Here is a 12,914-nt window from a genome sequence, read left to right as displayed (position 1 = left end):
CTCACCGCGGCACCGCCGCCTCGTGGACCGGCTCCCCGGTCAGTTGGATGGCCTCGGCCAGGGCGTCGGCCAGGCGGGCGCGCGTGAGTATCTTCGACAGATCGATGCCCAGTTGCGCGATGGTCTGCGCGGTCGACGGGCGGATGCCGCTGATGACGCAGTCCGCGCCCATGAGACGCACGGCGTTGACCGTCTGCATCAGGTGCTGGGCCACGGCCGTGTCGACCGTCGGTACACCGGTGATGTCGATGATCGCGACCTTCGCCTGATCCTGCTGGATCGCCTCCAGCAGGTTCTCCATCACCACCTGGGTGCGCGCGGAGTCGAGCGTGCCGATGAGCGGAACCGCCAGGACGTGCCGCCACAGCCGTACCACGGGCGTGGAGAGCCCGAGCAGCTGCCGGCTCTGTCTGCGGATGATCTCTTCGCGTCCTTCGACATAGGTGTCGAAGGACAAAGCGCCTGCCGCGTCCAGCAGCCGGTTGATCAGCAGAGCGGCGGTGTACAGCTCGGCCGCGTCGTCCGTCGCGGCCTGCAGCGTCTCAAGGACCGCCTCCTTCAGCGCCAGGACGGCCAGTGACGTCGCCGTCGGAGTGGCTCCTTCGCGGACCCGGCGCAGCGACAGGTCGACCACCGCCCGGCGCAGCTCCTGATGCGAGTTCACCACCTGATGCACGGGCAGGTCGGAGTCCAGTCCACCGGCCAGAGCGGTGATCAGCGCGTCGGCCTCTTCACGCAGCTCGCGCCCGTCGAAACCCGCTCTCGGCCCGGCCTGCGCCAGTTGCAGCTCAACCCACCGGTCGGCCACCGCGTGAGAGCTCTCCCGCAGCGCCTTCACCACACGTCGGCGCACCATGGTCTCCGTGACACCCACTCGGGCCCCTTCCATCCGTACGGCCCGCGCGACAGGAACTCGCGCATGTCGTCTGCCGAATACCTCCCGCACGCTAACTATTGTCGTGTGGCAAATATACGCACGCGTACAACGGACATGAAAGGCCAGCCTCCGGCCACCCGGGTCGCCCCCCCCGGCAAACCGGACAGTCGAAGCGGCACCTGCCCGAGCGCGCCCCGGCGCCGAGGGGCGCCGCCGGCCGGGCCGTCTCAACGACCCAGCCCCGTGGGCCAGTTGCCCGGCGAACCGCCGGCGATGTACACCTGTGCGACATCTCACTCCGCGAGGGACCCGGTGCCGGTCCCGTCATGGGACGGAGTCGCGCTCGGGCGCCTCGGCGCGGCTGCCGCGGCCGTCGCGAAGGGATTGGCGGTGCCCCAGGGAGATGGCGCTGCCGCCGCGCGTGCTGCCGTCGCGCGTCAACGCACGGCGCGCGTGGCGCCTGAAGGGGTAGAAGAAGGGGGCGCTCCCGCGTTCGAGTCCTGGGGGTTCTCAGGGGAGGCGACGGCGCGGCCTGCGGAGACGGACGGACCCGCGTCACGGGCGACGGGCGCGTCTCCGGCGCGGGCGGGGGAGGGCGGGCAGGCTCGTGGCATCATCCGCGCATGGAACTCGTTGCACTGGAACTGGCCGTCCACCGCCTGCGTGATGCCGAGGAAGCCCTGGACGCGGCGCGCGCCGACGCCGAACTGGAGGCCGTGGCCGCTCTTCGCGGCGGCGGGGCCGTAGACGCCATCTGCGCGCTCTCCGGCCTCAATCCTCATGACCTGCTGCGCCTGGAAAAGCTGACGGGCGAGATCCCCGTGGTCTGACCCGGCGCACCGGGCAGGTTTTCTGTGCGCGTCCGCGGCCGTCGCCCTCCCGGCCGGACCGCCACGCAACGGTTGCGGACGGGCCACGCGTCCACCGCGCCGACCGCGCCGTGTGCCCTGCGCCGGGGTGGCCGTGTGCCCTGACCGGCCGGTGACGGGAGCGGGCCCAGAAGAGGCGGACTCACACGTGCCGCAGGGAAACACTTGCTGTTTGACAACAATGCCGTGCGGTCGCAATCTAGACGCGGCTCACGGTCGGACGTGGGCATCGAGCCCGGTGGAGGTCTGACCCACGTGAACCTGTTGACGTACCGCCCGAGCGGCGGCGTCACTCGGTGCCTGTCGCCTCGTTTCGGCTCGGCCCGGCGGCGCTCCCCCCGCGCCGCACCGCCGTACGGAAGCAGGCGAGCCCCTGAGCGAAGGCGCCCTGTTCCGCGGGAGTCATGATGGCCACGACATCGGCCAGCGCGGCTTCACGACGCCTCCGCAGATCACTGAGGTACTGGACGCCCTTGCCCGAAAGGCCGAGCTCGACCTCCCGGCGGCTGGCCGAACTGGGGGTCCGCTCGATGAAACCGAGCGCGTGAAGCCGGTCGCACATGCGGCTTACGGAAGAGGGAGCCGAACCCAGTTCGTCGCCCAGGGCCCGCAGGTTGATTCCGTCCCGGTCGGCGAGAATGTACAGAACCCTCAGCTGAGAGGTCGAGACGGGAGCGATCGACGCCAGGTCGCGGCTCTGGCCCCACAGCACCTCGAGCACTTCGATGGCCTCGCCCGCCGCGAACGCGGCGGCCCCCTGGCCGTGGGCCTCGGCGCCGTCGGAGTGTCCGCTCTCAACGGTCACGGTCGTCAGCCGTCTTGGCAGTCGCTGAGACACAAGAGACCCTTCCACTCCTCTTCATCCTCCCGAACAGGCGGTCACCGAACGGTGGACAGATTCACGGCTGCGGAACGCGCACTGCGCCAAGCGGCGCCGCACGCTCTGCTGCAAGCGGTGCAGGACACCCTCACCACGCACTACGGGGCCGTCTCCGTCGACTTGCTGATGGCCGACTACGCGATGACCATACTGCAACCGGTCAGCGAACTCCCCTACACCGGAGAACCGATCCCTGTCCACAGCAGTCCAGCAGGGCGCGCCTTCGGAGCGCAGCAACCCTACGTGGAGACCGACGACCGAACCGGCCTGCTGAACGCCCATCTCCCCATCAGCGTGCGCGGCGACCGCCTCGGAGTCCTCACCGTCGGCCTGGACCGGAACGCCTACGACGCCGTCACCGAGCGTGAATTCTGGGAGATCGCCGAAGTACTCGGACACGAGATCGTCGTGGCCGAGCGCGACACAGACGTCTACCTCCAGGCGCGCCGGGCCAGCCGCCTGACCCTGGCGGCCGAGATGCAGTGGCAGCTCCTGCCGGGCCGTTCCTGCTCCCGTCCGGAGTACGACATCGGCGCCCAGCTCGAGCCCGCGTACGCCATCTACGGCGACAACTTCGACTGGTCCTCCTCCGCCGACCACCTGACGCTCGTCATCACCAACGGCATGGGCGAAGGAATCGAAGCGGCCCTGCTCACCAACCTGGCCGTCAACGCGCTGCGGAACGCGCGCCGCGCCGGCCTGTCCCTGTCCGACCAGGCCTGTCTGGCCGACCAGGCCGTCTACGGCCACTATCAGGGCCGGGTCTACCTCTCCTCGCTGTTGCTCCGCTTCGACCTCGACACCGGGAACACGCAGATCGTCGATGCGGGATCTCCCCGTATGTGGCGCCTGCGGCAGGGCAAGGCCGAACGGATCCAGCCCGAGGCCCTGATGCCGCTCGGCATGTTCGAGGAAACCCCCTACACCTCCGAACCCTTCCAGGTGGAGCCCGGGGACCGCCTGGTGTTCGTCAGCGACGGCATCTACAACGTCGCCTCCCCCGCCGGCGAGCGCTACAGCGAGAAGGCCCTGATGCGAGCGCTCACCAACACCCGCCTCCTGCCCGCCTCCCAGGTCCCCCGGGCCGTACTGCAGGAACTCGCGGGGCACCGGGGCCCCATCGACGCCGACGACGACGCCATGCTTGTCTGCCTCGACTGGAGAGGCCGCGATCAACGAGTCCGGTCCGACCCGTAACGGCGCCCGCCGCGGCGCCGTGGCCGAGAACCTCGTTCGAGGGCCGTGGCGGCGGATTCCTGGAGGCGTGGTTCCGGTGCGCGGAGGCCGACGCCACGGCCATGGGATCCGTGTACCCGGCGATCGGCACACGACCCGCGCTTCCTGAATTTCTCGATACGCATGCGGACATACGGAGGGGGCTCCCCGCCCTGCTGTGGGCGGGGAGCCCCCTGCGTCGAGTCCGCGCGGCCGGCGTCTACCAGCGGTACCAGCGGCCGCTTCCTCCCTTGGGACGGGCGATGAACCCGACCAGCCACACGACGAGCACGATGATCGCGATCCACCACAGGGCCTTCAGTGCGAAGCCCGCACCGAAGAGGATCAGAGCCAGCAGAAGAACGAGAAGCAGGGGAACCATAGTTATCAACCTCCGAGCCAGCGAATGCCCCGCCGCAGCGGGGTTACACGGTCCCGGTGCGACTGTTTATAAATTTCTTATCCGGGCAATTGTTTTTGGCTTTTCGCTGGTGGAATGCGCCGGGTGACCACCAGTACCGCTTCGCCTGAGGGCTGTCCCGTAACTGGCGGTGCCCCGTCGCAGTGAGGTTCAGCCGATGCCGTCGAGAGCGAGCGGTGCCAAGCGGCAAAACCAGGTCGACGTAGGTCAGTGCGGTATCCGATCATGCGTTCATGTCCCTGAGAGAGACCCTTGCCCGAGTCGATGCAGACCTGGCCGCCGGCCGGGTTCCCGTCGCGCGCCAGCGCCTGCGCGGTCTCATCTCGTCCTTCCCGCACGACCTGACGCTCCGCCGTCGTCTGGCCGAGGTGTACCGGCTCTACGGCGACGCCGCCGAGGCTGGACGCTGGATGTACCTCGAAGAGGACCGGAATGCCGACGAGACCGCCACCTTCGAGGCGCGGTACGGGTCTCCCGGGTGGCGGATGAAGGCCCTCGCCTGGCCCGGCCCCGAGACGAAGGCGGCCACTGCCTTCGCGAAGGGGCAGCTGGTCGCGGTGCGGACCGCCTGCGCCGAGGAGCTGGGGCACCCCGTCGACTGGGACGACCCCGCCTCCTACCGGGACGACCTGGAAGGGGAGTACGAGGCGCCCTCCGCGCCGTGGACGGTCGGCGGTGTGCTGGCGGGCGTCGGCTGCCTGACGGCGGTCCTTGTGTTCCTCGCGATCTGGGTGAACGGACTCGTTGTCCTCTTCGACTGACTCAGGTCACCGGGGCCTGTGAGGAGCGCCGCTCAAGGTTCGGTGAGACCGGACCGTCCAGAACCGCCGTAGGCAGCTCGGAGATCATTTACGGGACAGTCCTTAGACGGCGCCGAGTCCGTCGAGCATGCCGGTACGCAGCTTGGCGATGATCCTGGTCAGGAGCCGGGAGACCTGCATCTGGGAGATGCCGAGTTCGACGCCGATCTGGGCCTGCGTCATCTCGTGTCCGAAGCGCATGCTGACGATGCGGCGTTCGCGTTCGTCGAGCTGATCCATCAGGGGCGCCAGGGCGTGGAGGTCCTCGACCTTCTCCATGCCGGGGTCTTCCTCGCCGATGAAATCGGACAGGGTGCGGGCCTTGGCGCCGGCCGACTGGCCCGGCTCCACCGTGTCGGCGGACATGTCGAGCGAGCCCGCCGTGTAGCCGTTGGAAGCGACGATCCCGTCGATGACCTCGTCCTCGTCCAGCTTGAGGTGCGCGGCCAGTTCCTTGACGGTCGGGTCGCGGTCGAGCCGGAGCGAGAGGTGCTCCTTCGCCTTCGCGATCTCGGTGCGCAGTTCCTGGAGGCGGCGGGGGACGTGGACGGCCCAGGTGGTGTCGCGGAAGAAGCGCTTGATCTCGCCGACGATGTAGGGGATCGCGAAAGAGGTGAACTCGACTTCGCGGGACAGGTCGAAACGGTCGATGGCCTTGATCAGGCCGATCGTGCCGACCTGGATCATGTCCTCCATCTCGCCGTCACCGCGATTGCGGAACCGGCTGGCCGCGAAGCGGACCAGGGACAGGTTCATCTCGATCAACGTGTTCCGCGCGTACTGGTATGCGGGCGTTCCCTCCTCCAGGACCTGGAGCTGATCGAAGAACACCTTCGACAGCGCTCGGGCGTCCTTGGGGGCCACCTTGCCCGCGTCCTCCACCCACGGCAGCTCACCCGTCACAGCCGCCGCAGCGCTGGACCCCGTTGTGCCGGCCGTCGTCCGGTCCAGCAGCTCCGGTCCCGTCACCACTGTCATCGGAACCACTCCCTCACCCTCGCCGATCTCGATCGGCCAGCCGCATACCCCGACCTTCCGGAAGCATGCGCCCTGCGACCCACGTCACGTCGTAAACCCCCGGCGGGGCGGTGGCGCAGGCGGTGGGCTCGGGTGCTAACGGGGCAGGAAGGCGCTGACGGTCTTGCCGCCGGCGCTGCTGTGGGTGACGTAGGTGGCGTGGGCCAGGCGGTTGACCATCGGCCAGCCGAACCCGCCCGTGCCGTCGTGCAGGTCCGGGCGGCGCATCAGCGGAGCGCGCGTGCTGCGATCGTGCACGGCCACCTCGATGCTGCCCGGGTGTTCGGTCAGGTCCAGGGTGCAGGTGCCTCCACCGTGGCGCAGGGAGTTGGTGACGAGCTCCGACACGACCAGGACCACGGTGTCGGCCGCGTCGGCCGCGACCGGATCCGCGAGCCCTGCGACGAAGTTCCGGGCGCTGTCGCGTGCGTCGGCGAGGGATGCCGGGGTGCTGATGATCGCGGCATTGAGGCCCATCGTGTCCATCGGTCACACCACCTGGTCTCTGGTTCGTCCATGCCCGGGTCCTTCTTGGCAGGCCTCATGCCCCCCACCCTGGCCCCTCAACCATCACCACGCCCGGTTCGCCCTCCGCTCGCTCCACTGTTCGATACCCATTACCTCTCCGTCACGCGCATAGAAATCTGTACTGGCGAGAGTAGACATTGGGTTGTGGTGTGGGTATGGTTCCTGTCGTAGCCAAGAAGGACCGCAGGACCGGCAGAGACGAACTGCCGGGCAGCAGTACCGCAGTTGCAGTTCGCTGAACGGTGCGGTGGTGGAGTGTCGAAGCCAGGGTTGTTGCAGGACGGCGACGGGGCTGACCACCGCACCGGGCGGCCCGCAGTGATCAGGGGCCGCCGGGAGAAGTACCGGTAAGTGCAGAACCCCGCAGTGAAGTCAGTGAGCGGTACCCCGGTGAAGGCGTCGGCTGCGGACGCGCGCACCGGGCGGTTCGCATCACCCGTGGTACGCAGTTCAGTCAGTACGCAGTTCAGCGGTATCAGCGGTATCAGCAGTACGCAGTTCAGCAGGCAGCTCATCCAGAGGGAAGAACGGAGGAACGCGACGCCATCAGGATCGCCCGGACGTCATCACCGGTCCGGGTACCGCAGGACATCGATAGTGAGGTGGTCTCCGGTCAAGCAACCGCGATCCCCGCATTTCCCGCCCTCTCACGGGTGGACGTGCGGACCCAGAAGGCCGGCGCGGAATCAGGGCCGGCAGATGGTGTGAGCAGTTTCCTTCGGGGCCCGGGTGCCACATGGCACCCGGGCCCCTCAAGCGCGTTCCCGTGCCACGAGGTCTGAAGGTGCGGAGGACGACCGGGGCCGCCACCCCCCACAGGAGAGGCCCCGGCCGTCTTCCGGCGGGGTCGTTGTGGCGACCCCGTACTCCCTTCAGCGCCGAGCGTGCGTTTTCTGTCACACCGCGCTGTGTCAGGAGATAGTTGCAGGTTGTACAAGGCGTGGACGTAAGGGGCACCTAGGCCGTAGCGTGCTGATTCGCGTACGGCGATGCGACCGTGATGACCAGCGGTGACATCGGGACAGTCAGTCAAGACAGGGTGCAGGGATTGCTGGGGGACGACGCGGAGCTGACCGCCGCGGTGCTCAGGGCGCAGGACGGGGACGAGGACGCCTTCCGTGCCGTCTATCGCGCCGTGCACCCGCGCCTGCTCGGCTACATCCGCACCCTGGTCGGCGAACCCGACACCGAGGACGTGGCCTCCGAGGCCTGGCTCCAGATCGCCCGTGACCTCCAGCGGTTCGAGGGCGACGCCGACCGCTTCCGCGGCTGGGCCGCCCGCATCGCCCGCAACCGCGCCCTCGACCACGTTCGGATGCGCGGCCGCAGGCCCGCCGTCGGCGGCGACGAGAGCGAGTTGACCGCCCGCCCCGCCGAGTCGGACACCGCCGACGAGGCGATGGAGGCGCTCGGCACCGGACGTACGATGGCGCTCATCGCCCAGCTCCCGCAGGACCAGGCCGAGGCCGTGGTGCTGCGCGTGGTGGTCGGCCTCGACGCGAAGAGCGCGGCGCAGACCCTGGGCAAACGGCCCGGCGCGGTGCGGACCGCCGCGCACCGGGGCCTGAAGCGGCTTGCTGAACTGCTGGGCGCGGACGGCTCCGTGGGGGACGTGGCCCAGGACGCGGAGGAGCTGGACGCCGTGCCGTCGCAGCGCGCGCCGGAACGCGGTGTGACGCAATCACGCGCCCGGACGCAGAAGGACATGTGATGGCTGACGAGCGGCACGAGTGGCTTGACGGGGATGCCGCCGAGCGACTGCTGCGCGGCGAAGGCGTCGAGTCCGGTGACGAGCGCGCTCGGGCCGAGGCCGCCCACCTCGCTGACCTGCTGCGTTCCCTCGGCCCCGCCGGACCGGCCACCACCGAACTCCGCGGCGAGGAAGCGGCGCTGGCCGCTTTCCGCAAGGCCCGCGCCGATGACGCGCCCGGCGAAGCCCTCGGTGTCGTCCGGGTCGGAGGTGTCGTCCGGGTCGGACACGCGGCGCGGCTTTCCGATGCCCCCCGGCGCAGACGCTTCGCGCCCGTGCGCCTGGGCCTCGCCGCGGCGCTGGCCTGCTGTGCGCTCGGCGGGGTCGCCGTCGCCGCGGGCACCGGTGTGCTGCCGGGGCCTTTCGCCTTCGACGAGCAGGACCCCGCCCCCGCGTCGACCGTGTCCGCCGACATGACCCCGGGGCCCGTCGACACGTCGCCCTCGCACGCCCTGCCGCCCGGCTCCCCGACCCCGGCGCCCGACCGGCACGAGCCGTCGTCGGCGCCGGGCACGCCCGGCGGCGACCCCTCGTACGCGCCCACCCCGGGCGGTCCGAGCGCGGACCCCGGCACCGGACCCGGTCACAGGGACGGCACCCAGCAGGGCGGCCCGCCCCCCGGCGAGGACACCGGCGGCAAGCAGCAGTGGCTCGCGAATACGGCCGACGACTGCCGCGACTACCGCTCCGGCCGGCTCGACCAGAACAAGCGCCGCACCCTGGAGTCGGCCGCGCACGGCCCGGCCGCGGTGAAGGCGTTCTGCGATCTGCTGCTCGACGGCAAGGGCGGCAAGGGCGGCGACGACGGCGGCAAGGGCGGCAAGTCCGGGGGCCCGGACGGCGGCGGTTCGGACGGCTCGGGCAAAGGGAAGGGCGACGGCCCCGGGAACAAGACGGGCGGCGGTGGCGGCGGCAGGCAGAGCTCGGTGACCCGGCCCGACGGTCTCCTCGACCGGCTCGGGCCCGCCGTGCCCGCGCACTCGTGAGCGCAGCCGGTCACACGGACGGAAACGCCGCCCAGGACCAGCAGTAACGTTTTTTGAGACGGCGGCGCAGTACTGAGTGAGCCGACTGGTCATCGGCGGCGCAGATGAGCCGGGGTTCCCCCCGTACCCACGGCTCCGCGCGAATGGCGCGGGCGGGACACGTTCCCCCGGTCCCGCCCGCGCCCCCCACTTGACCGGCCGGGCACGCCCCGGCCGGCCCACCCCACGAGCTTGCCGCTCACTCACCAGTGGACGTCCTCATCCCGTGGACGTCCACTGTCATGAGACGACCTCACCAGTAGACGACGACCTTGTCGCCGATCTTCACCTGGTCGAAGAGCGCCGCGACCTTGCCCTTGTCGCGCACGTTGACGCAGCCGTGCGAGGCACCGTTGTAGCCGCGCGCCGCGAAGTCCGACGAGTAGTGCACGGCCTGGCCGCCGCTGAAGAACATCGCGTACGGCATGGCCGTGTGATAGATCGTCGACACGTGGTCACGGCTCTTCTCGAAGACCTTGAAGACGCCCTCGCGGGTCGGCGTGTACTGCGAGCCGAAGCGGACGTCCATCGTCGACTGGACCGTGCCGTTGACCACCCACGACAGCGTGCGGCTCGTCTTGCTGATGCAGATCGCGCGGCCCGTCATGCACCGCGGGTCGAGCTTGGCGACCGGCTTGTTGACGGCGCGGCCCGCCAGTTCCTGCGCCGTGGGCTTCGTGGTCATGCCGAGCAGCTTGTCCCAGGTCACGCTGTCGGTCTTCCCCGTCGCCGCGAGCCCGCGCTTGCCCTGGAAGCCCTTGACGGCTGCGGTGGTCGCGGCGCCGTACGTGCCCGTCGGGGTGTCGTCGAACCAGCCGATCTGGGCGAGCCGCGCCTGGAGTTCCTTGACCTGGGCGCCCTTGGAGCCGTTCGCCATCAAGACCTTGGGCGCGGGCTTCGTGGCGGGTTTGGCCGCGGTCCTGGTGGCGGCGGACGACGCGCTGGGCCTGGCGGCGGGCTTGTCGTCGGTGGAAGCCGACGCGGACGCCGACGGCGAATGCGCGGCGGACGCCGCCGGGCCCGAGGGCGATCCGGGGGCGGCCGGAGTGGCCGGGACGGCCTTGGCGTTCTGCGGCCCGCAGCCGACGGCGGTCACGGCGACGACGGCGGTCGCGGCGAGGGATGTGGCTATGACAGTGGTGCGGTGGTTCCGGCGCATCGGTCGCCCCCCTGATTCTCTGTGTCCCCAGAGACAGATTCCCGCGGCGAACGGTTGCAAAAGCGGCAGGCCGTATCGCGAAAGTTGTGAGCAAGCTCCCAGCGTGCGCCCGTCCACCCGTAGCGCCCCCGCCGCTACAGTCCGTCGCGAGGGTTGCGTACCAGTGAGTAATGAGCAGCAGAGCTCCAACGGGAGGCACAGCACATGACGCGCGAGTCCGAATCCGGTCTGCCCATCGAGCCGGTCTACGGGCCGGACACCCTCTCCGGCTGGGACCCCGCCGAGAAGCTCGGCGAGCCCGGCGCGTACCCCTTCACCCGCGGCGTGTACCCGTCGATGTACACCGGCCGCCCGTGGACCATGCGGCAGTACGCGGGCTTCGGCACCGCCGTCGAGTCCAACGCCCGCTACAAACAGCTGATCGCCAACGGCACCATGGGTCTCTCGGTCGCCTTCGACCTGCCGACCCAGATGGGCCACGACTCCGACGCCGCGATCGCCTCCGGCGAGGTGGGCAAGGTGGGCGTGGCCATCGACTCCGTCGACGACATGCGCATCCTGTTCGGCGGGATCCCGCTCGACAAGGTGTCGACGTCGATGACGATCAACGCCCCGGCGGCGCTGCTGCTCCTGATGTACCAACTGGTCGGCGAGGAACAGGGAGTTGCCGCCGACCAGCTGACGGGCACGATCCAGAACGACGTGCTGAAGGAGTACATCGCGCGCGGCACCTACATCTTCCCGCCGAAGCCCTCGCTGCGGCTGATCGCCGACATCTTCAAGTACTGCAGGGCCGAGATCCCCAGGTGGAACACCATCTCGATCTCCGGCTACCACATGGCCGAGGCCGGCGCCTCGCCCGCGCAGGAGATCGCGTTCACCCTGGCCGACGGCATCGAGTACGTACGGACCGCGGTCGCGGCCGGCATGGACGTCGACGACTTCGCCCCGCGCCTGTCCTTCTTCTTCGTCTCCCGCACGACGATCCTCGAAGAGGTCGCCAAGTTCCGTGCCGCGCGCCGCATTTGGGCCCGCGTGATGCGGGACGAGTTCGGCGCGAAGAACCCCAAGTCGCTCATGCTGCGCTTCCACACGCAGACCGCGGGCGTGCAGCTCACCGCCCAGCAGCCCGAGGTCAACCTGGTCCGCGTCGCCGTGCAGGGCCTCGCGGCCGTCCTCGGCGGCACCCAGTCGCTGCACACCAACTCCTTCGACGAGGCGATCGCCCTGCCGACGGACAAGAGCGCCCGGCTCGCCCTGCGCACCCAGCAGGTCCTCGCGTACGAGACCGACGTGACCGCCACCGTCGACCCCTTCGCCGGGTCGTACGTGGTCGAGAGGATGACGGACGAGGTGGAGGCGGCGGCCCTCGGCCTCATGGAGCGTGTGGAGGACCTGGGCGGCGCGGTCGACGCGATCGAGCACGGCTTCCAGAAGGGTGAGATCGAGCGCTCCGCCTACCGCATCGCCCAGGAGACCGACTCCGGCGAGCGCGTCGTGGTCGGCGTCAACCGCTTCCAGGTCGAGACCGAGGACCCGTACGAGCCGCTCCGCGTCGACCCGGCCATCGAGGCCCAGCAGGCGGCCCGCCTCGCCGCCCTGCGCGCCGAACGCGACCAGCCGGCGGTGGACGCGGCCCTGGCCGGGCTGAAGAAGGCGGCGGCGGGCGAGGACAACGTCCTGTACCCGATGAAGGACGCGCTGAAGGCCCGCGCCACGGTGGGCGAGGTCTGTGACGCGCTCCGGGAGGTGTGGGGGACGTACGTGCCGACGGACGCGTTCTGAGGGGCGCGCCGGGGTGTGTCCCCGAACGGGTGATCCCGGGCCTGTGCCGGCAGCCCGGGATGCGCTCGTAGAGCGTGGTCTCCCGAACGGAGGATGCCGTGGCCGTAACACTGTGCGAGATGACGATCGGGGAAGCAGCCGACCGTCTCTCCGAGGCGCTGCCCGGACATCGTGTGGAGGTCCTCAAGGGGAGCATCATGGTGACACCACCGCCGGATGGCCCGCATCAAGAGATTCTGGACGAAATCGCCTTCCGGTTTCGGCAGGCAGGCGGCAGAAAAGGCGGCCTCAAGTCGCTCCAGGGCATCGGTCTCTGGCTCGGCACGGGTCCCGACGACTTCGCGCAGCCCGACTGGGCCATCACCTCGTTGCCGACCGGAAGCACGGCACAGTGCTGATGTACACCGGTCCGATGGGCGATTCCTACCGCACCCGCTCCGAGTACCAGCGTGGTGCGACGGTGGTGCTCCCGGATTCGGTCGGGGTGGACCTGCAGATCCCCGTGGACGTCCTGCTCGACGGGGATGGGGACTGAGGGGACGCCGACGCGGGAGGGGGGGACGCTCCGTGCACACCGGAACACCCCAT

The 12,914-nt window shown here is 69.9% G+C and carries 14 protein-coding genes; 8 read left to right on the top strand and 6 right to left on the bottom strand.

Annotation, left to right across the window (positions count from 1 at the left end):
- Position 1: 1 nt before the first annotated feature.
- Complete coding sequence (locus OG432_RS12140; protein ID WP_328310676.1) at positions 2-874, bottom strand: STAS domain-containing protein; 873 nt, start codon at positions 872-874, stop codon at positions 2-4.
- A gap of 626 nt (positions 875-1,500) precedes the next feature.
- On the opposite strand from OG432_RS12140, the gene OG432_RS12135 reads away from it, so the two are divergent.
- Entirely contained in the window at positions 1,501-1,707 is a 207-nt protein-coding gene (locus tag OG432_RS12135; protein WP_328310674.1) for a hypothetical protein, read from the top strand.
- Positions 1,708-2,035: 328 nt separating this feature from the next.
- Here OG432_RS12135 and OG432_RS12130 read toward each other — a convergent pair whose 3' ends face one another.
- Positions 2,036-2,551, bottom strand: a complete 516-nt coding sequence (locus OG432_RS12130; RefSeq protein WP_328310672.1) for a MarR family winged helix-turn-helix transcriptional regulator — start codon at positions 2,549-2,551, stop codon at positions 2,036-2,038.
- Between the two features lie 84 nt (positions 2,552-2,635).
- Between OG432_RS12130 and OG432_RS12125 the strand changes: the two genes are divergently transcribed.
- Complete coding sequence (locus OG432_RS12125; RefSeq protein WP_328310670.1) at positions 2,636-3,823, top strand: PP2C family protein-serine/threonine phosphatase; 1,188 nt, start codon at positions 2,636-2,638, stop codon at positions 3,821-3,823.
- 238 nt (positions 3,824-4,061) lie between these two features.
- On the opposite strand, the gene OG432_RS12120 is transcribed toward OG432_RS12125, so the two are convergent.
- Positions 4,062-4,223: a hydrophobic protein gene (locus tag OG432_RS12120; RefSeq protein WP_267054796.1), complete on the bottom strand. Its 162-nt coding sequence runs from the start codon at positions 4,221-4,223 to the stop codon at positions 4,062-4,064.
- Between the two features lie 272 nt (positions 4,224-4,495).
- Here OG432_RS12120 and OG432_RS12115 point away from each other — a divergent pair, with 272 nt between their 5' ends.
- Positions 4,496-5,023 carry a DUF6584 family protein gene (locus tag OG432_RS12115; RefSeq protein WP_328310668.1) on the top strand — a complete coding sequence of 176 codons (528 nt, stop codon included), beginning with the start codon at positions 4,496-4,498 and terminating at the stop codon, positions 5,021-5,023.
- A 102-nt stretch (positions 5,024-5,125) separates the two neighbouring features.
- Here the strand turns inward: OG432_RS12115 and OG432_RS12110 are convergent, their stop codons facing one another.
- Both OG432_RS12110 and OG432_RS12105 read right to left on the bottom strand, forming a co-directional pair.
- Complete coding sequence (locus OG432_RS12110) at positions 5,126-6,040, bottom strand: RNA polymerase sigma factor SigF (protein ID WP_328310666.1); 915 nt, start codon at positions 6,038-6,040, stop codon at positions 5,126-5,128.
- Between the two features lie 135 nt (positions 6,041-6,175).
- The gene (locus tag OG432_RS12105; protein ID WP_328310664.1) at positions 6,176-6,565 is read right to left on the bottom strand and encodes an ATP-binding protein; all 390 of its coding nucleotides are present in this window, start codon (positions 6,563-6,565) and stop codon (positions 6,176-6,178) included.
- Positions 6,566-7,655: 1,090 nt separating this feature from the next.
- Between OG432_RS12105 and OG432_RS12100 the strand changes: the two genes are divergently transcribed.
- Together OG432_RS12100 and OG432_RS12095 are read left to right on the top strand one after the other, a co-directional pair.
- Positions 7,656-8,318: an RNA polymerase sigma factor gene (locus OG432_RS12100; RefSeq protein WP_328315077.1), complete on the top strand. Its 663-nt coding sequence runs from the start codon at positions 7,656-7,658 to the stop codon at positions 8,316-8,318.
- Complete coding sequence (locus OG432_RS12095; RefSeq protein WP_328310662.1) at positions 8,318-9,343, top strand: hypothetical protein; 1,026 nt, start codon at positions 8,318-8,320, stop codon at positions 9,341-9,343. Before OG432_RS12100 ends, OG432_RS12095 begins: the two co-directional genes overlap by 1 nt.
- 292 nt (positions 9,344-9,635) lie before the next feature.
- Here the strand turns inward: OG432_RS12095 and OG432_RS12090 are convergent, their stop codons facing one another.
- Complete coding sequence (locus OG432_RS12090) at positions 9,636-10,541, bottom strand: L,D-transpeptidase family protein (RefSeq protein ID WP_328310660.1); 906 nt, start codon at positions 10,539-10,541, stop codon at positions 9,636-9,638.
- A 204-nt stretch (positions 10,542-10,745) separates the two neighbouring features.
- On the opposite strand from OG432_RS12090, the gene OG432_RS12085 reads away from it, so the two are divergent.
- The 3 genes from OG432_RS12085 to OG432_RS12075 all read left to right on the top strand — a co-directional run bounded on the left by OG432_RS12085 (position 10,746) and on the right by OG432_RS12075 (position 12,861).
- Positions 10,746-12,326: an acyl-CoA mutase large subunit family protein gene (locus OG432_RS12085; protein WP_328310658.1), complete on the top strand. Its 1,581-nt coding sequence runs from the start codon at positions 10,746-10,748 to the stop codon at positions 12,324-12,326.
- 98 nt (positions 12,327-12,424) lie between these two features.
- On the top strand, positions 12,425-12,724 hold the full coding sequence (locus tag OG432_RS12080) for a Uma2 family endonuclease (protein WP_328310656.1): 300 nt from the start codon (positions 12,425-12,427) through the stop codon (positions 12,722-12,724).
- Between the two features lie 14 nt (positions 12,725-12,738).
- Entirely contained in the window at positions 12,739-12,861 is a 123-nt protein-coding gene (locus OG432_RS12075; protein WP_328310654.1) for a hypothetical protein, read from the top strand.
- Positions 12,862-12,914: the final 53 nt, after the last annotated feature.

Source organism: Streptomyces sp. NBC_00442, from assembly GCF_036014195.1.
Lineage (GTDB): Bacteria > Actinomycetota > Actinomycetes > Streptomycetales > Streptomycetaceae > Streptomyces.
Note: the sequence above shows the minus strand (reverse complement) of the source record. Positions and strands in the feature narration are given on the sequence as shown.